The following is a 25,787-nucleotide window of genomic DNA, read 5'->3' as shown; positions in this document are numbered from 1 at the left end:
ACGTTAGCACAGAATAAAGTTATGGATAATGGTAAAGGAATGGGCGAATTTACAGGAGTGCTTGCCGGTTTAACCGAGGGGCCAACTTATTATGTCCGTGCTTATGCCATCAGTACTGTGGGAACTGTTTACAGTCCGGAAGTGAGCAGTTTTAAAATCTGCAATCCATTTACGATAATTCATAAAGCCGGATTAAATGGTGCCCCGGTGGATAAAACAATTACTTATAAAACAGTTAGCAGCAGTGTTTCCGGTGCTCCCCGCTGCTGGATTACCCAGAATTTGGGGGCAGAAAAAGAAGCAGCTGCTGTTTCTGATGCCACTGTAGCTGCGGCAGGCTGGTACTTCCAGTTTAACCGCTCACAAGGTTACGAATTTACCGATGCGCGTATCCCGGCAGCGAATGCCTGGACGCCGTGGAGAACAGATATCTCTGAAAATTCAGACTGGATGCCTGCCAATGATCCATGTAACCTGCTTTTAGGTGGTGGATGGCGGATTCCAACAACTATAGAATGGACTGCAGCCGATGCAGCGCCTCAAAACTGGTTAAAAGATGCTGATGCGTATAAGTCTGAGCTGAAATTACACAATGCAGGATTTCTGGGACAGGCGAATGGCTTATTGACGGATACCCGTGGGAAATCCGGTGCTTACTGGAGCAATAATCAATATGTGGCAAGTGGCTATAGTTTCGCGAATGCCCTTATTATGTCAGGTTCAACGAGTTCCGTGATGAGCGGATCGTATGGCAATACTTATAAAGCAAACGGAATGCCATTGCGCTGTATCCGGGATGCAGTGGTATTGTCTAAACCAACACTGAGCAATGTGAGTGTTCCGGTTGCTGCAATGAAAGAAACTACTGCCGAAGGATTGGCTACGGTGGTTTCTGACGGAGGATCAGCAGTGAAGGCCAGAGGCCTGGTCTGGAGTACAACCAATTTGGTGCCAACGCTTGACGATCATGTGCTGACAAATGGTTTGGATACCGGAAGTTTTAAAATCACTTTGACTGGCCTGGCCGAAGGACCAACCTATTATGTACGTGCTTATGCAACAAATAGCAGCGGAACTGCCTACAGTCCGGATGTAGCGAGTTTTAAAATCTGTAACCCATTTACCGTTGTCCATTTGGCCGGGTTAAACGGAGCGCCTGTGAGTAAGACCATTACTTATGGGACGGTAAGCAGTAATATTTCAGGAGCTCCGCGTTGCTGGATCACACAGAATCTTGGTGCTGACCGTCAGGCAACGGCTGCCAATGATGCCAGCGAATCGGCTTCGGGCTGGTACTGGCAGTTTAACAGGGCTCAGGGCTATCAGCACGATGGAACCACACGTACGCCATCCAATGCCTGGACACCATGGATATCTACCATTAGCGAAAGCAGCCATTGGGTGCCTGCCAAAGACCCTTGTGTGTTGCTGCTGGGTTCAGGATGGAGATTGCCTACGGGACTGGAATGGACGGCAGCAGATGCGCCTCCTCAGAATTGGAATACACAGACCGAAACCTACAATTCCGCATTGAAATTACATGGTGCGGGGTACATTACCAATGCCGCAAATGCTCCTTTAACGGGACGTGGTGCTGTTGGTTATTACTGGAGCAGCACGATGTCTACAAATATCACCGTAGGGCGTGGACTTTACAACAATGGCTCTGTAACGCTGGGTGATATCGATAAAGCAACAGCGTTGGCTGTTCGTTGTATCCGTGATGAGATTACAGAAACGTTGCCTTCAGTAAGCAATGTAGCTGTTCCGGTTTCCGGGATGACTGCTGCTTCAGCTGCAGGAACAGCTACAGTAGCCCCGGAAGGAACTGCAGCAGTGACCGAACGTGGTTTGGTTTGGAGCAGTACAGAAACGGTTCCAACGTTAGCACAGAATAAAGTGATGGATAATGGTAAAGGAATGGGCGAATTTACAGGAGTGCTTGCCGGTTTAACCGAGGGGCCAACTTATTATGTCCGTGCTTATGCCATCAGTACTGTGGGAACCGTTTACAGTCCGGAAGTGAGCAGTTTTAAAATCTGCAATCCATTTACGATAATTCATAAAGCCGGATTAAATGGTGCCCCGGTGGATAAAACAATTACTTATAAAACAGTTAGCAGCAGTGTTTCCGGTGCTCCCCGCTGCTGGATTACCCAGAATTTGGGGGCAGAAAAAGAAGCAGCTGCTGTTTCTGATGCCACTGTAGCTGCGGCAGGCTGGTACTTCCAGTTTAACCGCTCACAAGGTTACGAATTTACCGATGCGCGTATCCCGGCAGCGAATGCCTGGACGCCGTGGAGAACAGATATCTCTGAAAATTCAGACTGGATGCCTGCCAATGATCCATGTAACCTGCTTTTAGGTGGTGGATGGCGGATTCCAACAACTGTAGAATGGACCGCGGCCGATGCAGCACCTCAAAACTGGTTAAAAGATGCAGATGCGTATAAGTCTGAGCTGAAATTACACAATGCAGGATTTCTGGCCCAGGGAACCGGCTTATTGACGGATACCCGTGGGAAATCCGGTGCTTACTGGAGCAATAATCAATATGTGGCAAGTGGCTATAGTTTCGCGAATGCCCTTATAATGTCAGGTTCAACGAGTTCCGTGATGAGCGGATCGTATGGCAATACTTATAAAGCAAACGGGATGCCATTGCGCTGTATCCGGGATGCAGTGGTATTGTCTAAACCAACACTGAGCAATGTGAGTGTTCCGGTTGCTGCAATGAAAGAGAGCTCTGCTGAAGGATTGGCTACAGTTGCCTCCAATGGCGGATCTGCAGTAACGGCAAGAGGTTTGGTATGGAGTACCAGCAATTTGATTCCAACACTTTCCGATCAGGTACTGACCAATGGCCTGGATACCGGAAGTTTTAAAATCACTTTGACTGGCCTGGCCGAAGGACCAACCTATTATGTGCGCGCTTATGCAACAAATAGCAGTGGAACGGCTTACAGTCCGGATGTAGCAAGCTTTAAAATCTGTAATCCGTTTACAGTGATACATACAGCTGGGTTAAACGGTGCACCTGTCGATAAAACGATTACTTATAAAACCGTAAGCAGTAATATTTCAGGAGCTCCACGTTGCTGGATCACACAAAATCTTGGTGCTGACCGTCAGGCAACAGCTGCCAATGATGCCGGCGAAGCGGCCTCAGGCTGGTACTGGCAGTTTAACAGGGCTCAGGGCTATCAGCACGATGGAACCACACGTACGCCATCCAATGCCTGGACACCATGGACATCTACCATTAGCGAAAGCAGTCATTGGGTGCCTGCCAAAGATCCTTGTGTATTGTTACTGGGTTCAGGATGGAGATTGCCTACCGGATTGGAATGGACGGCAGCAGATGCACCTCCTCAGAATTGGAATACACAGACCGAAACCTATAACTCCGCATTGAAATTACATGGTGCGGGATATATTACCAATGCCGCAAATTCTCCTTTAACGGGACGTGGTGCTGTTGGTTATTACTGGAGCAGCACGATGTCTACGAATATCACGGTAGGGCGTGGACTTTACAATAATGGCTCCGTAACACTGGGTGATATCGATAAAGCAACGGCGTTGGCTGTTCGTTGTATCCGTGATGAGATTACAGAAACATTGCCTTCAGTAAGTAATGTAGCCGTTCCGGTTTCCGGGATGACTGCCACTTCCGCTGCAGGAACGGTTACCGTAGCCCTGGAAGGAACAGCTGCTGTGACTGAACGTGGTTTGGTTTGGAGCAGTACAGAAACGGTTCCAACCTTGGCACACAATAAAATCGTAGACCAGGGTAAGGGAGCCGGAGTCTTTACCGGTGTGCTCCCGGGTTTAACCGAAGGGCCAACTTATTATGTCCGTGCGTATGCCATCAGTGCTGCAGGAGCAGTTTACAGTCCGGAAGTGAGCAGTTTTAAAATTTGTAATCCATTCACCGTAATCCATAAAGCCGGATTGAATGGTGCCCCGGTGGATAAAACAATTACTTATAAAACAGTAAGCAGCAGCATTACCGGTGTTCCCCGCTGCTGGATTACCCAGAATTTAGGAGCTGGTGAACAAGCCATTTCTGCTACAGATATCAATCCCGCTGCGGTAGGCTGGTACTTCCAGTTTAACCGTTCGCAGGGCTACGAGTTTCGTACGGCCCGTATTCCGGCTACTGCCTGGAGAACTGATATTTCTGAAAATGCGGACTGGACAATTGCAAATGATCCATGTAGCCTGCTTTTAGGTGGGGGATGGCGGATTCCTACCACAACAGAATGGATTACAGCCGATGCAGCTCCTCAATATTGGTTGAAAGATACAGACGCTTACAAGTCCGAATTGAAATTACACAATGCAGGATTTTTGGGACAAGCCTCCGGTGTGCTGACAGATGCTCCCGGGAAATCCGGTGCCTATTGGACCAGTAATCAATATGTGGCAAGTGGCTATAGTTTCGCGAATGCTTTTATTATGGGAGGCACGACGAGTTCAGTGTTGAGCGGATCATATGGCAATACCTATAAAGCGAATGGAATGACTTTACGCTGTTTGAAGAATTGATTTTTAAGAAAGGATGAATTTATGCGGATCTTCCAGCTGCCCTTGTTTGATGACGTAAATACGGTCTGCGAGTCTGATCGTTTCCGTTTTGTGACTGAGGAGGATGATCGCCATGTTTTTTTTGAGACTGGCAAGTAATTCTAGCGTGAACTTTTCCATATTGGTATCCATAAATGCTGTTACTTCATCCAATAAAAGCAATTGTGGTTTCCGGTAAAGTGCTCTTGCAATGCCAACCAGTTGTTTTTGTCCGGAAGAGAGCTTGAATTTTCCTTCACCGATTTGCGTCAGGTAACCTTGAGGTAAGGATTGAAAAAAGTGATGGAAACCTGTATTTATACAGAACTCTATAATGGAGGATGGACTCTGTTGGGGACTGCCCATTGCAATGTTATCCATCAATGTTCCACTGAAGATTTTTACCTCTTGTGGTACAGTCGCCATCATATTCCTTAAGGAAGGAGTCGAAACATGATTGATGCATTGCTCATTTAAGGTGATCAATCCGAATTGTGGGCTATAGAGCTTTTGTAATATAGCGAGTATGGTACTTTTTCCGGAGCCACATTCACCGAGTAATGCGATGCTCTCTCCGGCAGATACGCGAAAAGACACGTCTCTCAGCAACGGGGGACAGTCGGGAAAGCAAAACCTTAGTCCCTTTACCTGTAGGGATTGAAAGTTGATCGATTGTAAGTCGGCTTTCTCCTGTTGCGGGTATTCCGGCTTCAAACAGGAGAAATTATAAATATTTTCTACGGTCTGGTTCAGCTCTTCAAGTTTCAGCCTGACTTGTGAAGAACGGGAAATTGCAGGGATTACAGAAATGCCCGTTATGACGATGGCAACCAGCTCTCCGGTTTTTAGTTCCTGACTAAGCCTGAGTGAGCTGGAGAGTCCTGTGAGGAGTACAATCAACACTATTGACAGGAAATCAGCGATCAACATGGACTTGTTTTCAGATTGCCATAACCGTTCCTTTTTGTGTTGAAGGTTGCGCTGGATCTCTTCGGTTTTAGCGATGAAATGATCTTCAGCATTTTCATTTTTTATCGCCTCAATGTTATGGAATATACTCAGGTATTGTCCTTGCCGGGCTTCGTAAATCTGGCTCATATCCGGTTGACTCGTTTTGGGTATTTTCAAATTGAAGTTGACCAGTATAACGAGAAATACACCGATAAAAAGTGCAGCTGCAGCTGCGGTGGAATACCATGCGAGAAAAATGGTGGTCAACACGATGAAGAGCAGGTCCATGAAAAGCAGGTCTGTCAGGTAAGAAATGATTTTTTGGAGGCCTTTATGTTCATCGAGGCGCGAAAGCAATTCCGGGGTATTGTGTGTATCGAAATAGGATTTTGGCAAATTTAAGACAAGACTGAGAAATGCGGGCATGATCTTGATGTTGATCCTTGTGTTTTGAGAAAAGAGCAGCTTTCTGCGGAAATATGCCAGGGCAGATCGGAGTGTCAGGCTCAGCAATAAAATTATAAATCCAATAAAGAGCTGCTGCTGATTTCCTGTTGGCAGGAGGTCATCAATTAATAGCTGCGAAAAGATAGCAATAGAGAATCCAAGTGTGGTGATGCATAGGCCAAGGAACATATTGCTGATGATGATGCCGGCTTCAGCTTTCATTAATTTGCTGACCCATATCCATTTAGCTGGATTTTTTCTAGAAAAAGAATAAAATCCGGGAGGGATTTCTGCAGGGATTGAGGGCGTATTTCTGCTCATGGTTCTTACAAAATTCTATCAATCATGACCAAAACACTAAACCACATTGTTTTAATTTAGAGCTATAGGTTTTAAATTAGAAGTTATTTTTTTGTCATAATTGTCCTATGTTATCAGACCTTACTGCACCGCTCTGTCCAGCACCCGGAATCATCCTTATCCTCGTGTTTACTGCATTGGTCAGTATCTATGCTTTTTATGATCAAAGGGTCTATTTTTCTTTCATTCTCCATCCTTACAGCATCGTCAGGAAGCGGAAATTTTATACTTTGATTACAGCTGCGCTGGTTCATACGAGCTGGTTTCATTTGATCTTTAACCTGGCCATTGTTTACATTCTGGGCGCCATGGTGGAACGGGAATTCAGCCGCATGAGTGCCTGTGGGCATACCAGCTTTTTGGCCCTTTATTTTTTCGGGACACTTAGCGGTAATCTGGGATCAGTGCTGGTTCACCAGAAAGATTTTTTCTTCCGTAGTGCCGGTGCTTCAACAGGGGCACTGGCAATTCTGGGCAGCTTCTGTATCGTAAATGCCAATGAGAGTTACATTAACCTGCCTTACCTTGGAGAGATCCTGAACATTCATTTCATCATCGTCTTCATTCTGGGTTTAATGTATGAGATTAAGTTCGGGAAAAAAGACCGTATTGATCAGTATGCCCATTTATTCGGAGTCCTTTCCGGCATCATAATTACCCTTTTATTTTACCCTGACCTGGTTAACATCATCAGGTTCTTCTAGGGATAACAGCCAATTCTCTTTTGTGCTGTCTTTTTGGTGCTTGTTTTCTAATTGGAATATATTTACTTCATTATTTATTTTTAGTTTTATAAAATTAAGGGTAATTATGTTGTTTAACTAAACTTAAGGTTTGAAAATAAGTGGAGGTTTTTATATTTTCGCTGATATGTTTAGCTTAATTCTTGCTATATTCGTAAAGATTGAAATAAAAATATGCAGTTTGGTAACGCGATAAGGATACAGAGAGTGATAAAAGGTTACAGTCAGGAATATATGGCTTCAAGGCTTAATATTTCCCAAAATGCCTATTCTAAATTAGAAAGAGAAGAGACGGAATTGAGTGTCAAGCGGATTTATGAAATAGCGGAAATTCTGGAAGTTTCTGTTTATCAGTTGCTTCCTGATGTGAGGTCCAGTAGTGTGGTGAATCTTTCAGGTCTTGGGAGGTTGGTTACAAAAAGCCGTTCATTCTTAAATGGTTTATTCGGTTAAGCAGCAAAATCCGGAACTCTTTTCCCTGTATCACTGCTGCTGATCCTGTTGATTTTATTCTTTCTTCCTATCCCTTCAAAAAGCAATGATGGATGCATACTTGTTTGAATATATTTCTCTTTATAATTTATTTTAAACGTTTGGGCTATAACTTAAAACCAAAAGTTTTAATGGATTAATAAATTACGATTTAATTTTACGGGGATTCAAGTGCGGACTTAACGTCAGCATCAATGAATTATTAACCCTCTTGCCATGAAAAATAAGCTACAAAACCCCGTCGTTAAAGATTTCATTGACAGTAAATAATGGAATAGACATGTTAGCCATTAAATTGTCCGTTAAATGAAAATCTAATACGTTGTTTCAATGAATAATTATAAGGAAACCGAAAAGCTGAGAGATAGTCGCAGGACTAAACGTAAACTTTATGATGCAGTTGGAGATATTTTAAAAAACGAGGGCTATAGTGGATTAGGGCCTAATAACATCGCAAGATATGCCGATGTTCATAAAAAATTGATTTACAGATATTTTGTAGGACCTCAGGAATTGATAGAATCCTATATTCTCGAGAAAGATTACTGGACAAGATCTTATAAGAAGCTTCCTGAAATCGTGGAGGCCAACCGCCATGATTTTGGAAGAAACCTGGTTGGAAATATGCTGGCCGAGAACCTTGAATATTTTTCTGATAGTCCGGAACTGCAAAACATCATTCTATGGGAGATCAATGGAAGAAGCCAGATGATGAGTAAGATTGCCAGGTTCAGGGAAAGTATCAAATCCGAATTGTTTGAGTTGACAGATCCTCATTTTGAAGGTTCATCGGTAAATTTCAGAGCAATAGAGGCCGTATTGATTTCCGGGATCAATTATCTGGTATTACATTCAAAAAATAGTGGCAGTAGTTTCTGTGAATTGGATGTCAGCAAAGAATCCGACAGGAGGGAAGTTGTTAAAGCATTAAAACAACTTGTCGGATGGGCGTTTGATGCCGCTGATAAAAAAGGGTAGCATGATTATTTTCTGGAGGTTTTAATCTTGATGCGCTCCAGGTGCCGGCGGGTCACATTCATATAGGAAGCTAAGGTATCGTCCTTTACATTCTGGTGAACAACAGGCATCAGCTTAACCATACTCAGGTATCTCTTTTCCGCGTTTGGAATTCGAAGCATCCGCTCTCTGGCATCCGACAGGAGTTGTTTCTCTTCCAGTAACTTGAAGAATATTTTGGCAATATCATTCGATTCCAGTGACATTTTTAAGCAGGAGTGATGGCTGATGGACAATAGCGAACAATCTTCCAGAGACTGAATGTATTCATTACATGATTCCTGCGAGAAGAAATTATTGGGGATGATAAACTGATCCGGCCCGGCAAACCAGGTGGTAACGGTTTCTTTCTCTCCCATATAATATCCCCTTAACAGGCCTTTTTGAATAAAGAAAATGCGGTCCGGAACCTGTTCTGCACTAATGAGAATTTGATTCACCGATAAACTTAAGGGGTTGAAATGCCTGTTTAACGTATGAAAGATTTCGTCCGTGACCGGACATAAGGACCCTATTTTTCTTCTCAGTGCAGTATGTATCATAGGGGTTTTTGTTTTATGCAATAACTGTTCTGCGATTTGTAAATCAATATGTGGAAATGTTGTTTTTGTGTACAACATGTCGCCGAAGTAGGGTATCTGTTCTTTCATAATAATTTCAATTCTTTAAGTTCTACATACTCAAACTTAAATATCGGTTTTGTGGAAAGTGGTGACATAAAGAATTATTTTTTTAATCTCTTAAGATCACCTTCTCATTGCTTCGGCGACTACTTAGTGCTAATACCATGTAGCAGATCACATCGTAGTCTATGTAGGGATAAATATCACCTGATGTAAAAATAGCGCAAATGGTCCGGCTTCCTGAACAACGCGGATCGGTATGCCTGATTTTATAATGAGTTGGATTTAAGGAATCTGTTCCTATAAATGAATACCATTGCATAATGTCTGTTTTTTAATCGCCTTTACACTATAATTAACACAGGAGGACCCCTCCTGTGTCAGTTCCCAAAGTTTTAATGTTTGTAATAGTGAGTATGGTTCTTAAATTAAAATTATACTTACTCTTTTCAGGGTTTTCAGTATTTCCCTTTGCCTGCTTTTATGGGTATCCGGCATCTCCCTTAATAAATACCAAGTTAATTAGGAAATACAGCCTATTGCCGGACAATTGTCACTTTTTTTTTGGACAATTGTCACAATTTTTCCGGACAATTGTCCGGATCGTAATAAAATCTACAGCAAAGCTGAAATTAAACGCCGACCGTTTTGTTAAAGAGATAGTTATGACATACAATGTTGATTGACTCCTGTTCCCGGCCGGAATAGTGTAACCGTACATTAGGGGTTTCCCTGTTGTTCCATAAGGCAGAAATCATTTCAAATTTCAGCTGCTCAGAGATCAGGGGGTGGTTATGGCCATCGTCAAAGGCCCGGATGGCACAAATGGCTTCCGTTCCACAGCAGGTAGGTTGGGCATAAACTTTTTCATAGTTGTATTTCGTAGTTGGGTCATTGCCCAGGCTTAAGATGTACCAGGATAACATAGTCATTTGATTTAATTTGTGCCAAATTCCATTAAGAGTATACCTGCGACTGCAATACAGGTCAGGATGAAATTTACTTTGAAGTGGGTGTTCCACTTCATTCCTCTGAAGATACCCCCGCAGGGGCAGGGATAACGGTCGTAGAAGCCATATACGGCGCCGCCAATATAAATCGTGAAGGTCAGCATCAACAGGGCAGAAAGATACATTCCTGGTAACCTGGTATCCGGTAACCACAAAATTATGATCAGTGTGAGTTCTGTAACGGGGAGTGTCCAGAATACTATTTTTCCAACCCACCTGGGAAATGCCTGACTTCTTAATCCCCGTCTGAACCGGGGTAAATCCCGGAACTTAGATAGGGCAGAATAGGCCCATAAGAGCATCATAACCGTGGTAATGACAAGAATTAAAAAAGGTATAATGTTCATCTTCGTATTCAATTTTCGTATGAATACTAAGTTACGTGTGGAAGGGGGGCGTTGATTTGGACAATTGTCACATCTTTTGCAGACAATTGTCACATCTTTTATGGACAATTGTCGAGATCAGGCATTAAATAAAACGGTCTCATACTGCTTTATTTAATGCCTGGTGTTTTTAATTCAGGTCCAGGACGATCTTTCCAAAATGTTTTCCGGCAGCCAGGTATTCAAAGGCTTTTCTGGCTTCGGAAAAAGGAAATATCTTGTCTATTACGGGATGAAGGCCCGCTTTTTCAATGGTCTCGTTCATTTGAGAGAATGCGCCTTTTGATCCTACCAAAACGCCTTTGACGGTTAGTTTTTTCTGTAAAAAGTCAAAGATGCTCAGGCTGGTTTCTGCGCCGTTTAGAAAACCGATGATGATGATGCGTCCGCCAAACCTGCAGGCTTGTATGGATTCTTTAAATCCGGTTCCTATTACTTCTAAAGCAAGATCTACCCCTCCAAGCGCTTTTACTTTTTCCAGCCAGTCGGGTTCTGTTTTGTAGTTGAAAACATGGTCGGCACCCATTGACCTGGCCCGCTTCAGTTTCTCATCCGAACTGGAAGTGATGATCACGCGGGCGCCTGCCAGTTTTGCAAACTGCAAGGCAAAGACAGATACGCCTCCGGTTCCCTGGAGCAGAACGGTTTCCCCGGGTTTAAGTCCGCCGGCCTCATGAAGGGCTTCCCATGCCGTTAAAGCTGCGATGGGAAGTGTTGCGGATTCCTGAGCGCTTAAATTGACCGGGCTTTTTACCAGGGCTGTTTCAGGCAGGCAGATATAAGTGGAAAATACGCCTGCTGCGTCAATTCCCAGTCTGTTTTCCAATCCTTCGGGCGTTAAATTTCCAGATTGCCATCCAGGGGTAAAATGGGTAGAAACCTGATCTCCCGGAAGAAAGCCGGTTACCGCAGAACCAATACGCAGTACCGTTCCGGCGGCATCGGAGCCTGGGATATGAGGGATTTGATGGCCGAAATCCCCTCTGATCACCATAAGGTCGAGATAGTTTAAGGAAATGGCAGCAACTTTAACCAGCACTTCATCCGCTTTTGGTTCCGGTACCTGACCTGGGGTCAGATTCAGGTGATCGATTCCATATTTTTCATTTACAATCAGTGTTTTCATCCTTTTTGATCTTTAATTTCCTCAAAGCTAGGATAGTGATATCTTTGTGTCAAGTATGCACCTTTTGGTATCCTACAGACTAAAAACATACTAATGCTGATTATCAGTTATAAAAAAAAACGAAAATGACAAAAAAGCTCAATTCAGATCCGGTTTGTGCCGTAGATTATGCTTTTCAAAGGATCGGCGGGAAATATAAAGGCAGGATCATCTGGTATGTCCATACGTTTACTGTTCTTCGTTACGGGGAGCTAAAGAGGCGCATTGTGGGAATTACCCCGAAGATGCTGACGCAAACCCTGCGCGAGCTGGAAGAAGATGGCCTGCTGATCCGGAAGGTGTACAGCGAGGTACCGCCAAAGGTCGAATATACTTTAACGGAATCGGCAAAAGAACTGATTCCTTTTATAGATCATTTGCGGGAATGGGGTGATAGGCGGATGGGGAATTACAAAGTCATCTGCCAGTAGCTGACATCAATCCATTTGTTGAATTTGTATCCAATCTGACTCAGGTGGGCAACTTTGCTGAATCCCAGTCTTTCGTGCATCCTTGTGCTCTTTTCGTTTGGCATTAGAATTCCTGCCACGATAGAGTGTATTTTCATTTCCCGGAGCTCCTCGATCAGCTTACGGTATAAAGCTGTTCCTGTGCCTTTATCCAGGGCTTCAGGATGAAGATAGATGGAGCTGCTGACCGTAAAACGATAGGCCGGATTTTCTTTCCATTCTGTCGCATAGGCAAAGCCCAGCACCTTTCCTTCTTTTTCATATACCACGCAAGGGAATTTAGAAAGAACCGGATTAAGTTTATCCGAAAATTCGGTTGCTGTCAATGCTGCTTCGTCAAACGTCAGGAGCGTATTTTCCGCATAGTGATTATAGATCTCCCTCATCGGGTTAAGATCGGATGGTGTAAACTGCCGGATCATTTTAAGGAAATGGTTTATTTGATGTTGGCTCAAAGGTACATAATTTATTTTACTGCCGCCTCTTCATTGATCTGATGAATGACAAGGTCCAGAGCCATAGCGCTTTGGTGTAGGTATTTGACCAGTTCTTTTTGTTCTTCCTGGTCTGTTTCTTCCAGAATCAATTCTGTAAGCGCCATAATAGAGGCAACAGGTTTTCTGATTTCATGTGAATTTAACCAGGAAACGGCCTTTAATTTCTGGTGCTGCTGTACAATAAGATCTTCTTTATGCTTGCTGTCGTCGATGTTGTTTTCTACAGAGATATAACCTTCCAGTCCGCCTTTTACATTAAACATGGGAGAGAGGTTAAACTGCGACCAGTATTCCTTTCCTCCTTTTGCATAGTTGACGAGTTCTCCACTGAAGAATTCTTTGTTTTCTATTGCTTTACTCAGCGTTTTTACTACTTCAAGGTCAGTTTTAGGGCCATATAACAGGGCTCCATGTGTTTTTCCGAGGGCTTCCTGCATGGTATAACCAGTAATGTTCACAAATGCACGGTTTACCCAGGTAATTTTTCCTTCAATATCAGAGACAATAACAAGGTTGTTCATCTTGTCAACGATCTCCGTCATCCGCCTGTTGTCGCCTTCTGCAAGTCTCTTCTGTTCTTTTTTGAGAAGAAAATACAATAAAAGTCCGGTAACCATGACATAAAAGATGCCTTTTAACGAAGCGGTGTATTTTGCTATTGAAGGCGTTAAATACGACTCCATAGTTTTTAAGAAGCTGTCGCTCAGTGTAATCCATAAAACACCTAATACGATATAAATGATGGGAATTCTATAGTCTCTTGCCTTCAAACTGTTGATGTTTCATAGAATAAATCAGGATATCCCGCTAAGCTGCAAATGTATTAAAAAAATGAAATTCAGCTTAATTTCTATAAATCTTATTGACAGGTCGAAAAACTTCCTTTTGTCAACACGAGATTACCAGTGGTCAATAATATTTTCCGGGGGGATGGAACATCCCGTAATTCGCCGAAAAATATATTTAATCATTGATTTATAAAAACTATGAAAATTTCAACGTACTGCTTTGTGGTTATAGCAGCATTTTTCAGCTTAAATAGTAAAGCACAAATGGAGCCTGGAATCAGGCTTAAAGGCGAATATATTCCTTTTTCCAATTATAATCCAAATGGCAATGGAGACAGCAATAGCGGCAAGAGTGATATGAGAAGAATTGAGGGAGGGATCGGAATTCCGTTATCGGTGAAACTGGATTCTCTGGGCAGACCAAAAATCTGGGCGATGTCACTTGAAGGTTCCTATGCCTCGATAAAAAACCGGGATTTTGAAAAAAGCCTGTTTCCAAATGAATTGTTAAATGCAAGTATTGGACTGATGCACCTCCGGCCAATGAGTAAAACCTGGAACATCATGTTTATGGCTTCGGCGGGTGTATATACGAATATGAAAAAGATCGATTCCAGGGATATCCTCGCAATGGGAGGGGTGATCTTTATCAAGCAATTCAATCCAAGAACGGCTCTGGGATTTGGACCTGTAGTATCGAATAGTTTTGGGGTGCCTATGATCTTGCCCGCCCTATATTTTACCTGGAAAACAGAGGGAAAATTCCAGGTGCTCGTGAACTTCCCGCAGCGGGTTGAAGTGGGGATGAAAGTAAATGAAGCCATCAATTTGAAAGCTGTAGGGGAGATCAGTTCGATGACGGCTGACGTAGACAGGGAAGATAAATTCCAGCTCTCTTATCTGCAGGTGGTGACCGGCTTGAGACCAGAATTTAAAATCGGTAAATCCTTGAGCATTGAACTGACCGCAGGTTATTCTGTGTACCGTTCGATGACCTTTACCAGCAGAAAGTTATCTGACTTTTTTAAGGATAAAAAGGATGAAAAAGTACCTTATTTTAAACCGGCGCCTTATGGAGCGGTAGGATTAAAATGGAATTTCGGAAAGAAATAGCTTGCATCCATCAGATGTTTTGGAGTGCAGTCTGATTTAGGATAAGTTAAGCGCGTCAAAAAATAAAGGCGATGTCCTCAATTGTATCATTGATTTCAATTGAGGGCATCTGTCTTATGCCACGATAGGTTTACCTATTGTCCAACCATGGAAATACTTTACAATTCATAGAAAAACTACAAGTGGCATTTCTATCAACAAAAACAATAGAAGATTCAGCACAAAAAACAAAGTCGAAAATCTTCTGAGTGATTTTTTATCTTTATCCGATAAGCCCTTAACTTCGTTTTCAAAGGTAGCCGGATGATATTTACTTTTAAAGTGCTTAGCCAGCAAAAATGCCGTAATAAAAAATGCGGTCATCAATATAAAAAATGATATTCCTCGTAAATCGAAAGCAAAAAATGATTTAAATAAAAAAGTTACAGACAATGTAAACAAAGCACTAATATGAAATGAGTATGGCCAAGACAAATACAATAGAGCTTGACTGTACGCATAGTCAAAAAAACCATCTCCATGAAGCTCCTTCAAATATTCCTTACTAAGGATGTATCCTAATATCAATTTTCTATCTAACATCTAATTTAATTACAAACCTTAACCGTATCCCACTTAGCAATAGTAGTTTCTTTACCAAGATCAGAATTGCTGATTAAACCCAAAACTAACGAACCTGCTGAAATAATAGCTAAACCTCCTAAATAAGTATGTGAGGCTTTATTGTGGATTTCCTGGACTCTTGTAATTTTCTATACAAAAAATCTGGAATTTGCTTATTTAGTGGGTTCTAAATAGTTTTTTTTCTTAAAAAACAATAAAACATCAAACGTTTTTTTAGGCTAAAACAAATTTAGGCTTTTCTCTAAATTTTCTAATTTAATCTAAAGTGTGTGTTGGTGTTGTTATTGTGTATAAAATAGATATGCTCATATCTAAGAGAGTGTACCAGATGTGTTGCGATAAGCTTACCGACGTCTTATATGAAAATAAGAAAAGATGTCTGAAAAGACATCTTCTTTTGTATTTGAACAGCGCTTAACGGCTGATCAGCTTATTGTAAACGACTTGTTTTAGCAATTCTTCCCTGCGGTGCCTGGAGATCGGTAATTCATGGCCATCAATGAATATTCTTCCGCCCGATACTACATCTATATGCGCAATATTGACAAGATAAGATTTATGGATCCTGAAAAACTGATCAGCAGGTAAAATCTCTTCCAGGGAGACTAAAGTCTGATGAATGATCAGCTCCTGATCTTTGAACTTTAACTTGGCATAGTTCTGCATGCCTTCTACATATAAAATATCAGCCCACAGAATTTTCTTAAAGCTATCTTTTTGACGAACGAAAAGGAAAGGGTCTATGGTAGGTGCCTGTTTTGACAAGCGTTGCATCTGGTGCAATTGTCTTGCTTTTGTTGCCGCCTGATGAAAGCGCTGAAAAGTGATGGGCTTTAACAGATAATCGACAATCTGTAATCGGTATCCTTCCAGCGCATGTTCTGAATAGGCAGTAGTAAGAATGGTTAATGGCGGGTTTTCCATAGACTCCAATAGCTCCAGACCGGTGAGGTAGGGCATGTTAATGTCCAGAAACAATAAATCCACAGGGTTACTATGGATGAAGTCTGATGCTTCCATAGCCGTTGAGCAGGAGCCGGCCACCTGTAGAAAATCCAGCTGATCAATAAAATCGATGATCCCTGTTCTTGCAATAGGTTCATCATCAATAACCAGACATTGTAGCGGTAATTCTGTATGGGTTTTATTGCTCTGCATAGTTTGCTTTCTTTTCTAAATTTATGTTCAGTACCACTTTAAAAGTTGTACCCGTGTTGGTAATCTCCAGTTCATGATGCTCCGGATAAAGAATCTGCAGACGCTGACGAACATTTTCCAGTCCAAGTCCACTATTGCTGCTGTTCTTTCTGGAGGGTTGCGTAGAGTTTGAATTCTCAATCGTTAAACTGAGGTTTTCCTCATGCTGGTATAATTCCAGATGAACATAACCTTTGGAAGAGGGCAAACGGGAGACATGCTTAAAAGCATTTTCTACAAATGGAACGAGTAAAAGAGGGACGATGTCCCTCTTTCCATTAGTGATATTCCATTCGCATCTGACATCCAGTTCATCTCCCCATCGGATCTTTTCTACCGAAACCAGGTCCTTCAGGTACTTGACATCTTTTTCCAGTGTTACGGTTTCCCTGTTGCACTCGTAGATCTGATATCGGAGGATATCCGAAAACCGAACCAGCAACACTGAGGCTAAATCCACATCTTTTTTCATCAGGATATGGATATGATTAAGTACATTAAACATAAGATGCGGATTGATCTGATCCTGTAAGATCCGGACATGCGCTTCCATATGGGCCTGTTTTAATAAATTATGCTGTTGTTCGATCTGGTTGTGCCTCTGATAAAATTTGAACCCGCAAACTGATCCTAAAATCAATAAAGACGCTGGGGAACTTGTGAAAAATAAAAACCAAAAAGAGTTTTGTGATTTTATCAAAGACAAGTCGCTGGGTGTATAATTGGCTCCGTACTTCAGAAATGTCATGTAGTTCACAGCTGCAATGACAAAGGTGAGCAATACAATAACACTGAAACTCTGCATCGCGAACAAAGGTGTTTTCCCCTTTATAAAAGCGTTGGGAAGAATCCTGTTACTGAAAACATAAGAAATCAGCATGGCACATCCAATGATTAGCAAGCAAGGGAAAATGACATAAGCGGTAGGATAATCCCGGCTGATTTGTGCAATCAGAGTAATGGTAAGCAGGACCCAGAATCCGGCGATAAAAAAGAAATGTTTGTCAAATACGGGTTTCTTCATGCTGATGAAATATGCTAGATCAAAGGTTTTAGAAAATCATAAATCCTACACTTGCCTGAAAGGAGTTTGGACGGGATTTAAATTGTTTGCTAAGGCTGGATAATCCACCTTCATATCTGAGGTCAAAAGTAAGCTTTCCTACATCAATTCCTGCACCCACCTGGTAACCGATATTGGATTTGTCGAATTTGCTGAAAGAATTGTCCACCTGTTTGAAAATGGAAGCTTTATCACTGATGGTATAAGAATAAACACCACCACCAAAGATCCTTACATTCAGCAAATCCATGTTGAGCAATTTATAACCCACCAATACCGGTACATCAACGGTAGACCAGCTTACCTTTTTATCGCCGCCAAAAAGATCAGATTCATATTTACTGGATTTTTTAGTGAACAAAAGTTCTCCCTGAACATAAACTTTAGAAATGTCTATCCTCGTGAATGCTCCTGCTGAAAAACCTGTCGCATATTTTGAAGAAATACCGGAAGAAGAAATGGGTAATTTACTGAAGTTAGCTGCTCCTTTAAGACCAATATGGAAAGGATTTTTTTGAGCGTTTGCAGAAAGTACCATCATTGAAAATGCGATCAGAGGTAGAAGAAATTGTTTTTTCATTTTTTTAATGTTTTTGCTGGTTCGCGGAACCGGCATTTGTTAAGTAATTTTTATTTGTTGGCTGCAAAGGGGCGAATAATCCCTGTTGATGGAAAAAGTATTTGACCAAGGGCATGATCGCGTTGACAGCTGGTAAAATGATGGTGACGGTTAAGAAATATATTTCCTGTTAAAGGATTAGAATGGTAGATTGCGATTTTATTTTAAGGAGGATCACATACATGTCTGAGCTAGATGGCAACATACCAGGGTTGGCAATGCCTGATGATATATATAGCTTATATCAGCAGCATTACAGCTATCTCGTTTTTGTGGGCCTTAAAAGTGGTATGGAACTGGCCACTGTCAAAGACCAGATCAATCAGACTTTCCTGTCCTTTCTGGAGAAAAAAACAGATTTTACACAGATCAGCAACATCAAGTCCTATATCCTTACTTCTTTCAGGAGAAAACTGATCGATACCCACCGGCTGGAAAAAAGATATAAAATGGAATCTCTGGATGATTTTACAGACACCTGGACAGAGCCTTCCACAGAAGAGACCATGCTCAATAGCCAGGCACTGGAAGAACTCAAAGATCAGCTCTCCAGGATTTTTGAAAACCTCCCCAGACGTTGCCAGACTGTTATTTTCCTGAAATATTACGAAGGGCTGAGCAATGAAGAGATTGCAGAACGTACTTCTTTAACCATCCGCAGTGTCTATAATAACCTTTTTGAAGGCATCAAACGCATGCGTGAAGAACTCAATAAAGCCCAGTTTAACCCTAAAGACCTGAACATCTTCCTGACGCTGATGTTCGTTTAATGGTTGCTTTTTTCTTTCTCATTTACAGTGTTTTATCTTTTTTATTTGAAAAAGTTGAAATTTTCATGGTAAAAAAACAGCCTTGTTCCGTCTAGTATGAAAAGAGATAGGGATGTATACACTTGAAGAAATCATATTAGACCAGACGTTTACCAATTATTGCCATAGAAGTAATGAGGAAGATGTCCTTCGCTGGCAGAATTACGCGAAAGCGTCGGTAGAAAATGAAGCACAGGTAAGGGAAGCTGCAAAGTTGGTGATTGCACTGAACCAGATGTTGAAAGAACGGGAAGAGAAAACTGCGCTAAAAGAATTCAGGGCATTGGTGCTTGCGCAAAAACGGGGACTGGAAACAACTGAGGATGCCGTTTCGCTGACCGCCGTGAAATCACATCCCGTTAACCGGATGTGGTATGTCGCTGCAGCTTCTGTTCTGTTGGTTATGGGTTCTCTTTTATTCTACCGGCATCAGCAGCAGCAGAAAGTGGAACTGGCACTTCAGCAGGAACAACAACGCTACCGCATTTATAAATCTCCGGTAGGAGAAAGGTTAACGGTAACCTTAGCTGACCATTCCAAAGTTATCCTCAATTCAAACAGTACACTTAAAGTTCCTCATCACTACAATAAAGACAGCCGCAAACTGGTACTGCTGGGGGCCGCTTATTTTGAAGTCAGCCCTAATGCCTCCCTGCCTTTTGTGATCGAATCTTCAGATATGAAAGCAACGGTACTGGGAACCTCTTTTTTTATGCGCGCTTATCCTCATGAATCCGGACAGCAGGTTGAACTGTTAACCGGTAAACTGAAAGTCCAGAAATCCTATTCCTCAGAAACAGACAACAATCCAGAAATCATTGGCCCCGGAGAGATGGTCATGCTGAACAGATCTGTAGACCTGATGGAGAAGGAGACCTTCGATGTTCAGGCGCGTGAATCCTGGATTAAAGGGCAGCTTAAATTTAACAATACCAGCTTTAATACCGTAGTCAGGGCATTGGAGGACTGGTATGGCGTTCCTTTTGAAATTCGCGGAAAACAACAGTCTGCCGGAAAATTCTCCGGAACCTATGAAAATGAACCTTTGGAACGTGTCCTGAATATCTTCTGCTTCGCCACCGATTGCAGCTTCAAAATAGAAAAGGATAAGGTCATCATCGACTTCAATTAATCCACATTATAAACCAAACACACAACCACCACTAACCACATTATGAATAAAATCCTACTGGACCTGCTGCGGCATGGGGTAAAAACCTGCTGCGGGATAGGTGTGATCTTTATTGCCGTATTTTTCGTCTTCTCCGGCAGTGCCAAGGCACAGGAAAAGAAATCCCTGGCATTTAAAAAGCAAACCATTGAAAATGCTTTTAAGCAAATAGAAAAGGTGTATAAAGTTAAGTTCTATTACAATGCCGTGCAGCTCGATACTAAGGAGTTGATTAGTTTCGAGAAAAAGGACCGTACCATTCAGGACGTTCTCGCTGAACTGGAGCTTAAAGTCTTCCTGAAATTTAAACAGGACGGAACCATGATTGCCGTGAAAGCAAAAGTTGCGGCCATCGAAAAAGAAACGGGAGCGGTAAGCCTCAACCCGATCTCGGGAACGGTAATCGATCATTTGAAAAAGCCCTTGCCGGGTGTCTCCATCCGTGTAAAAGGACATCCGGGGCGTTCTGCAATCTCTGATACGGAGGGGAAGTACCGGATTAGTGCTTCCGATAAAGAAATCCTGGTATTATCCTATATCGGCTTTATGCGGACCGAAGTTCTGGTCGGTAAAAATACCACCATAACCACCGTTCTGAAGGAAGAGGTTTCTGAACTGAACCAGGTTGTGGTGACCGGGATTTCGGAACGTAAGAAAGATACTTATACCGGAAGCTCGACTACCTTTACCGGTCAGGAACTGATGAAACTGAGTTCCGGAAATATCCTGCAGGGCCTGGGTCTGTTAGATCCTTCCTTTCGGATTATAGACAACAATATACTTGGTTCGGATCCCAATTCCATGCCGAATATTGAGATCCGCGGAGGCAACAACCTTTCCGAAAGTTATGCCAGCGGTGATCTTCGTTCTGCCTTTTACGGCAATCCAAACCTGCCCTTATTTATTCTGGATGGTTTTGAAACCTCTCTGGAAAGAATCATCGACCTGGATATGAACAGGATCGAATCGCTGACCTTGTTAAAAGACGGTTCTGCTTCTGCTATTTATGGTACACGTTCGGCCAATGGAGTGGTTGTTATCGTGACCAAATCTCCGGCCTCAGGGAAACTCAGGGCTACTTATGCACTGAGCGCTAATATGGTGATCCCGGATTTAAGGGATTATGATATGCTGGATGCGGCAAGGTTGCTGGAGTTCGAAGACCGGGTTGGCCTCTATAGCCGCAGTTCGCCCGCAGAACACATTTTACAACAAAAACTTTATAATGACCGGCTTTCATTATTGAAAAGCGGCGCAAATACATACTGGCTGTCCCAGCCATTGAAAACGGCGCTGGAACAACGCCATTCCCTCACTTTAGATGGTGGCGAACAGTCTTTTAAATACAGTGTCGGCTTTTCAGCAGCACTTAATCCCGGAATTATGAAAGGCTCTTCCAGAAATAATTATCAGGGAAATATGTTGTTCAATTACATTACCGGTGATTTTTTGTTTAGAAATGACCTTCAGGTAGCCAATACCACAGGGAAGAGTACGCCATATGGCAGCTTCCAGTCTTTCGTAAATGCAAAGCCCTATTTTCCTATTCCGGGAGCCGGAGGAGGAGATTCTCCCTTTCTTTATGAGCAGACTTCCACAAACGGGGAACGGGCATCTTTTATTGTCAACCCTTTGTACGATGGAACGATCAATACCCAGAATGTAAGTAAATATACGGAGATCGTCAATAACCTTTCTGCGGAGTGGAAGGTGAATGATGAGTTTCGCTTAAGGGCCACGCTGGGCCTGTCTAAGCGGTATTCCGATACCAAGGATTTCAAGCCTGCCAGTCATTCCAGCTTCTTAAATATTTCTCCTCTGGAAGCAGCCTATGCATTACGTGGAAGTCTCGATGTTTCCAATACCAATTCTTTTGGATATGAGGGGGCATTTTTTGCCACCTTTAGTAAACTGATTGCTGATAAACATAGTTTTTACCTTCAGTCGGGTTTCAATATTAAGGAATCTGTTTCCAGTATCAGCAGGGTACAGGCACAGGGATTTCCAAACCCAAAAATGGATGAACTTGCTTTTGCAAAACAATACAGGGAGAATTCCCGTCCCGGCGGACTGGACAATACGAGCCGTCTGGCGGGATTGCTGGCTACCTTTAATTACGCTTATGACAGCCGGTATTTTGTAGACCTTTCCTTTAAACTTGACGGTTCCTCTCAGTTTGGATCGAATGAAAAATATGCACCGGTCTGGTCGGCAGGATTGGGCTGGAACCTCCATAGGGAAGCTTTTATCCAAAACCTGAATTTCTTTAGTTCATTGAGGCTAACAGGGGCAATTGCGGAAACGGCGAGCCAGAATTTTGCGCCTTATCAGGCCATGACCAAATACCAGTACAATACGGATAACATTTACGACCGTGATTTTGGGGCCTTAATTCAGGGGCTTGGAAATTCAGACCTGAAATGGCAAACCACCCGTCAGAAGAAAGTAGCCCTGGACATGGGTTTATTTGGCTCTCTTTTGACCATCAATGCGGAATACTATTTGAAAAATACTTCCAACCTTTTACAAAGCATCACGCTGGCACCATCTACAGGATTTTCAAGTTTTACCGATAACATCGGAGAACTGACTAATAGTGGTTTTGATATCCGGTTGAACCTGAGGTTACTTCCCGGAGGTGTTAACAAAGTCAGGCTGGGAATGTGGGGGAATATCGGAGCGAATAAAAACAAAATATCCAAGATCTCTGATGCCATGAAACAGCGGAATAAGGTGATCCTGGATGCCATGCAATACAGTTTTGACAGCGATGAAAAGTCGACCCTGCCACCGAATATTTTTACTGAAGGAAGTTCGAGATCTGCCATTTATGCCCTGCCTTCTCTTGGGATAGACCCGGCAACAGGAAATGAAATTTTCCGATATCGTGACGGGAGTATTGGCAGTGATTGGAGAGCTGCAGATCAGATTGCCATTGCAGATGAACGGCCAGTGGTTTCCGGAGGTTTTGGAACCAATTTCAGCTATAAAGGATGGGATGCCGTAATTGCTGCGAGCTATTCTGTAGGCGGATATCTGTACAATTCTACTTTACTCTCTAAAGTGGAAGACATTGACATCAGCGAGAACAACGTGGATGTCAGAGCCTATGAATCCAAATGGGCAAGACCTGGCGACGAAGCAAAATACAGTGCTTTTGCCTTAAACAGGGCAGCAAACAGGGTTGGATCGACCTCCCGTTTTGTTCAGAAAAATAATTACATGACGATCTCGGCGATTACGCTGGGTTATACACTGAACAATACTGCGATGATGAAACGCCTGCATATGCAAAACCTTCGGTTGAGCCTGAGCATGAATGATGTAGCCCGCTTCTCTACCATCAGGATTGAGCGTGGTACACAATATCCTTTTGCACAAAGGATCTCATTTGGGGCAAATGTTACTTTCTAATGGTCTTATCAATCAAAAAATATTTTAGCAAAATGAAGTTATTAAAAAACAGATGCCTGCCTGTATTCCTGCTGGCAGTAATGGCCCTGAGTTCCTGTAAGAAATGGCTGGATGTACAGCCAAAAACAGACCTGAAACAAGAGGAGCTTTTTTCCACGGAGCAGGGCTTCAATGAGGCCATGATTGGTGCTTATGTATCCATGACAAAAGAAGCAACCTATGGACGGGAACTTACCTTTGGGATGATGAGCGTGATGGCTTCTGATTATTCTGTGGGCAGTTCTTCGGAGCAGGCTGCAAGGCTGTTGAAACCAGTAGAAAACCTGGATTATGAAACCGAACAATTCCGTTCAATGATTGATAGGGTATGGTTGCAGCAGTTCAATAGCATCGCTCAGGTCAATGCAATCCTGGAGCATATCGATGCAAAGAAAGCGGTCTTTTCCGGAAATAAATATGGATTGATCAAAGGAGAGGCACTTGCACTGAGGGCTTACCTGCATTTTGACCTGTTGCGCCTGTTTGCACCGGCTTACCTTGCAAGGGACAATCAGAAATATATGCCTTATGTGACGAACTACGGAAGGACGGTCAGCCCATTCTCAACGGTAGAAGAAATTCTAAGTAAAGCACTCGCAGACCTGGATCAGGCAGAAGGCCTGATGGCTGGCGACCTTCTCGGAGTTAAAGGGGCTGCTGACCGCAAGGTGAGGATGAATTTGTATGCTGCAAAAGGACTTAAGGCAAGGATTTATCTTTACATGGGTAATAAATTACAAGCCTTTGCCAAAGCAAAGGAGGTGATCGATGCAAAACAGGTCTTTCTGATGCAGGCCGGAACGGTGATCAATACCGACCGTAGTTTTCATACGGAACATTTGTTTTCCCTATATAGTGAACTTTTCGAAGCCAGAGCGCTTTCGGTATTGGAGCCAAAAACCAATCTGACCACCAGCGCCCCTTATTATTTTACCCAGGAAACTAAACTCAGAGGGAACATTTTTGGAGACCAGCCTACAGACATCCGGTTTAAGGCGCCGATGATGCAGCAGATTAAAGGTTTTCTGATTTCACATAAGTTCCTGTATCCTGACCTTGCCGATGAGGGAACAACGCTCAATCTGCAAAGGAACTATATCCCATTGATGCGCCTGACGGAAATGTATTACATCGCCGCTGAATCAGCTGCAGACCCGGTAACGGCTTTGAGCTACCTCAATACCGTTGTGGGCAACAGGGGCCTTTTACCAATTCCTGCCAGTGCCGATCTGCAGACAGAGCTCAGGAAGGAATACCGTAAAGAGTTTTTTATGGAAGGGCAGCTTTTCTTCTATTACAAAAGGATAAATGCAAATCATATTGAAGACAGCCCTGTTGCACAGATGTCTGCCAAAAGTTATGTGCTTCCCTTGCCGGAAAATGAAAAAATATATGGCGCAAGGTAAGCGCCTTTTTGATCACCATGAACCAAAAATAAACGACAATGAAACAAACAATATACATTAGCACCCTGATTTTGCTGCTGCTGTCTTCCTGTAAAAAGGAGGAGGTAAAGCTTTATGACGGAGGAGACCGTGTGCAGTTTTCCAGGTTAAATATTCCCAATCCGCCACCTTATATTGACAGTCTGGATTTCTCTTTTGCCTCAAAAGGAAATCTGGAAAACGATACCCTGTTTCTCCCGGTGGATGTAACCGGAAGGACGGCAAACAGAGACCGCGAATTTAAAGTAGCTGCCATTCCCGAAGAGTCTTCTGCGGTAGAGGGCATTGATTTTGATTTTGGAAAAGGCATCATTAAAGCCGGACAATTTAAGGGCGTTTTTAAGCTGATCCTTCGCAAAACCAAAGATCTGGAAACCATCAGGAAGAAAGTCTCCTTTAAAATTGTGGCCTCAGCAGATTTTCAGCCAGGCCTGAGCAAACAATTGAAGTGTAAAGTGGCTTTTTTCAATTTCATGGTGAAACCGATAGACTGGGATGCGAAAATGCTGCGTTTCTTTGGTGCTTATTCTAAAACCAAACACCGGTTTATATTGTATCAGCTCGGCTTCCCTGAAATCAATTTTGCCGCTACAGCAGCCCTGGAAGATCCTTCCCGGTATATTTTTTCAGGGGTGAAATTTGCCAATTTTCAATTGAAACTCAGGTCGGTCCTGGACGATTTGAATGCAGGTACATTGAAGCCTGCCGCCGATGATCCTTTTACTTATCCGCTCAAGGATGAGAACGGTTTAAATGTCATATTTCCTTAACCTGT

23 protein-coding genes are annotated in these 25,787 nt (G+C 42.8%); 11 read left to right on the top strand and 12 right to left on the bottom strand.

Going from position 1 to position 25,787, the window contains the following annotated elements:
* Positions 1 to 21: 21 nt before the first annotated feature.
* Positions 22 to 4,551, top strand: coding sequence for a hypothetical protein (locus tag DBR43_RS32990; protein WP_158622543.1), 4,530 nt, complete (start codon positions 22 to 24; stop codon positions 4,549 to 4,551).
* A 3-nt stretch (positions 4,552 to 4,554) separates the two neighbouring features.
* Here the strand turns inward: DBR43_RS32990 and DBR43_RS18330 are convergent, their stop codons facing one another.
* Positions 4,555 to 6,189 carry a peptidase domain-containing ABC transporter gene (locus DBR43_RS18330; protein WP_158622542.1) on the bottom strand — a complete coding sequence of 545 codons (1,635 nt, stop codon included), beginning with the start codon at positions 6,187 to 6,189 and terminating at the stop codon, positions 4,555 to 4,557.
* Positions 6,190 to 6,395: 206 nt separating this feature from the next.
* On the opposite strand from DBR43_RS18330, the gene DBR43_RS18325 reads away from it, so the two are divergent.
* The 3 genes from DBR43_RS18325 (at position 6,396) to DBR43_RS18315 (ending at position 8,540) form a co-directional block, all read left to right on the top strand.
* Positions 6,396 to 7,031, top strand: a complete 636-nt coding sequence (locus DBR43_RS18325; protein ID WP_124583412.1) for a rhomboid family intramembrane serine protease — start codon at positions 6,396 to 6,398, stop codon at positions 7,029 to 7,031.
* A 213-nt stretch (positions 7,032 to 7,244) separates the two neighbouring features.
* Positions 7,245 to 7,523 (top strand): helix-turn-helix domain-containing protein, encoded by a 279-nt coding sequence (locus DBR43_RS18320; RefSeq protein WP_124583410.1) that lies wholly within the window; start codon positions 7,245 to 7,247, stop codon positions 7,521 to 7,523.
* Between the two features lie 369 nt (positions 7,524 to 7,892).
* Positions 7,893 to 8,540 (top strand): TetR/AcrR family transcriptional regulator, encoded by a 648-nt coding sequence (locus DBR43_RS18315; RefSeq protein WP_124583408.1) that lies wholly within the window; start codon positions 7,893 to 7,895, stop codon positions 8,538 to 8,540.
* 5 nt (positions 8,541 to 8,545) lie between these two features.
* Here the strand turns inward: DBR43_RS18315 and DBR43_RS18310 are convergent, their stop codons facing one another.
* The 5 genes from DBR43_RS18310 to DBR43_RS18290 form a co-directional block, all read right to left on the bottom strand.
* Positions 8,546 to 9,121, bottom strand: coding sequence for a Crp/Fnr family transcriptional regulator (locus tag DBR43_RS18310; RefSeq protein WP_233603031.1), 576 nt, complete (start codon positions 9,119 to 9,121; stop codon positions 8,546 to 8,548).
* A gap of 190 nt (positions 9,122 to 9,311) precedes the next feature.
* Entirely contained in the window at positions 9,312 to 9,524 is a 213-nt protein-coding gene (locus DBR43_RS18305) for a hypothetical protein (RefSeq protein WP_124583403.1), read from the bottom strand.
* Between the two features lie 310 nt (positions 9,525 to 9,834).
* Positions 9,835 to 10,134 carry a hypothetical protein gene (locus DBR43_RS18300; protein WP_124583401.1) on the bottom strand — a complete coding sequence of 100 codons (300 nt, stop codon included), beginning with the start codon at positions 10,132 to 10,134 and terminating at the stop codon, positions 9,835 to 9,837.
* A gap of 5 nt (positions 10,135 to 10,139) precedes the next feature.
* Positions 10,140 to 10,559: a MauE/DoxX family redox-associated membrane protein gene (locus tag DBR43_RS18295; protein ID WP_124583399.1), complete on the bottom strand. Its 420-nt coding sequence runs from the start codon at positions 10,557 to 10,559 to the stop codon at positions 10,140 to 10,142.
* 169 nt (positions 10,560 to 10,728) lie between these two features.
* The gene (locus DBR43_RS18290) at positions 10,729 to 11,724 is read right to left on the bottom strand and encodes a zinc-dependent alcohol dehydrogenase family protein (RefSeq protein ID WP_124583397.1); all 996 of its coding nucleotides are present in this window, start codon (positions 11,722 to 11,724) and stop codon (positions 10,729 to 10,731) included.
* Positions 11,725 to 11,849: 125 nt separating this feature from the next.
* On the opposite strand from DBR43_RS18290, the gene DBR43_RS18285 reads away from it, so the two are divergent.
* Positions 11,850 to 12,194: a winged helix-turn-helix transcriptional regulator gene (locus DBR43_RS18285; protein ID WP_124583395.1), complete on the top strand. Its 345-nt coding sequence runs from the start codon at positions 11,850 to 11,852 to the stop codon at positions 12,192 to 12,194.
* Here DBR43_RS18285 and DBR43_RS18280 read toward each other — a convergent pair.
* Together DBR43_RS18280 and DBR43_RS18275 are read right to left on the bottom strand one after the other, a co-directional pair.
* Positions 12,173 to 12,655, bottom strand: coding sequence for a GNAT family N-acetyltransferase (locus DBR43_RS18280; protein ID WP_124583392.1), 483 nt, complete (start codon positions 12,653 to 12,655; stop codon positions 12,173 to 12,175). The two genes, DBR43_RS18285 and DBR43_RS18280, sit on opposite strands and share 22 nt — an antisense overlap.
* A 44-nt stretch (positions 12,656 to 12,699) precedes the next feature.
* A complete protein-coding gene (locus DBR43_RS18275; protein WP_124583390.1) occupies positions 12,700 to 13,500 on the bottom strand; it encodes a PAS domain-containing protein in 801 nt (266 codons plus the stop codon).
* A gap of 216 nt (positions 13,501 to 13,716) precedes the next feature.
* Here DBR43_RS18275 and DBR43_RS18270 point away from each other — a divergent pair, with 216 nt between their 5' ends.
* Positions 13,717 to 14,631, top strand: a complete 915-nt coding sequence (locus DBR43_RS18270) for a DUF6268 family outer membrane beta-barrel protein (protein ID WP_124583388.1) — start codon at positions 13,717 to 13,719, stop codon at positions 14,629 to 14,631.
* Between the two features lie 165 nt (positions 14,632 to 14,796).
* Here the strand turns inward: DBR43_RS18270 and DBR43_RS18265 are convergent, their stop codons facing one another.
* From DBR43_RS18265 to DBR43_RS18250, 4 genes are all read right to left on the bottom strand, one after another.
* The gene (locus tag DBR43_RS18265; RefSeq protein WP_124583386.1) at positions 14,797 to 15,213 is read right to left on the bottom strand and encodes a hypothetical protein; all 417 of its coding nucleotides are present in this window, start codon (positions 15,211 to 15,213) and stop codon (positions 14,797 to 14,799) included.
* A gap of 456 nt (positions 15,214 to 15,669) precedes the next feature.
* Complete coding sequence (locus DBR43_RS18260) at positions 15,670 to 16,413, bottom strand: LytR/AlgR family response regulator transcription factor (RefSeq protein ID WP_124583384.1); 744 nt, start codon at positions 16,411 to 16,413, stop codon at positions 15,670 to 15,672.
* Positions 16,400 to 17,476 carry a sensor histidine kinase gene (locus tag DBR43_RS18255; protein ID WP_124583382.1) on the bottom strand — a complete coding sequence of 359 codons (1,077 nt, stop codon included), beginning with the start codon at positions 17,474 to 17,476 and terminating at the stop codon, positions 16,400 to 16,402. The genes DBR43_RS18260 and DBR43_RS18255 overlap by 14 nt, the downstream gene beginning before the upstream one ends.
* A 28-nt stretch (positions 17,477 to 17,504) precedes the next feature.
* Positions 17,505 to 18,095, bottom strand: coding sequence for a porin family protein (locus DBR43_RS18250; protein WP_158622541.1), 591 nt, complete (start codon positions 18,093 to 18,095; stop codon positions 17,505 to 17,507).
* Positions 18,096 to 18,352: 257 nt separating this feature from the next.
* Between DBR43_RS18250 and DBR43_RS18245 the strand changes: the two genes are divergently transcribed.
* The 5 genes from DBR43_RS18245 to DBR43_RS18225 all read left to right on the top strand — a co-directional run bounded on the left by DBR43_RS18245 (position 18,353) and on the right by DBR43_RS18225 (position 25,782).
* Positions 18,353 to 18,904 (top strand): RNA polymerase sigma factor, encoded by a 552-nt coding sequence (locus DBR43_RS18245; RefSeq protein WP_158622540.1) that lies wholly within the window; start codon positions 18,353 to 18,355, stop codon positions 18,902 to 18,904.
* 112 nt (positions 18,905 to 19,016) lie between these two features.
* Positions 19,017 to 20,075 (top strand): FecR family protein, encoded by a 1,059-nt coding sequence (locus DBR43_RS18240; protein WP_124583376.1) that lies wholly within the window; start codon positions 19,017 to 19,019, stop codon positions 20,073 to 20,075.
* A gap of 42 nt (positions 20,076 to 20,117) precedes the next feature.
* Positions 20,118 to 23,528 carry a SusC/RagA family TonB-linked outer membrane protein gene (locus DBR43_RS18235; protein ID WP_124583373.1) on the top strand — a complete coding sequence of 1,137 codons (3,411 nt, stop codon included), beginning with the start codon at positions 20,118 to 20,120 and terminating at the stop codon, positions 23,526 to 23,528.
* Positions 23,529 to 23,560: 32 nt separating this feature from the next.
* A complete protein-coding gene (locus DBR43_RS18230; protein ID WP_158622539.1) occupies positions 23,561 to 24,973 on the top strand; it encodes a RagB/SusD family nutrient uptake outer membrane protein in 1,413 nt (470 codons plus the stop codon).
* A 38-nt stretch (positions 24,974 to 25,011) separates the two neighbouring features.
* Positions 25,012 to 25,782 carry a DUF4843 domain-containing protein gene (locus DBR43_RS18225; RefSeq protein WP_124583369.1) on the top strand — a complete coding sequence of 257 codons (771 nt, stop codon included), beginning with the start codon at positions 25,012 to 25,014 and terminating at the stop codon, positions 25,780 to 25,782.
* Positions 25,783 to 25,787 lie beyond the last annotated feature (5 nt).

This window comes from Pedobacter sp. KBW06, assembly GCF_003852525.1.
In the GTDB taxonomy this organism is placed as follows: domain Bacteria; phylum Bacteroidota; class Bacteroidia; order Sphingobacteriales; family Sphingobacteriaceae; genus Pedobacter.
This window is presented reverse-complemented; position numbering and strand designations above follow the sequence as displayed.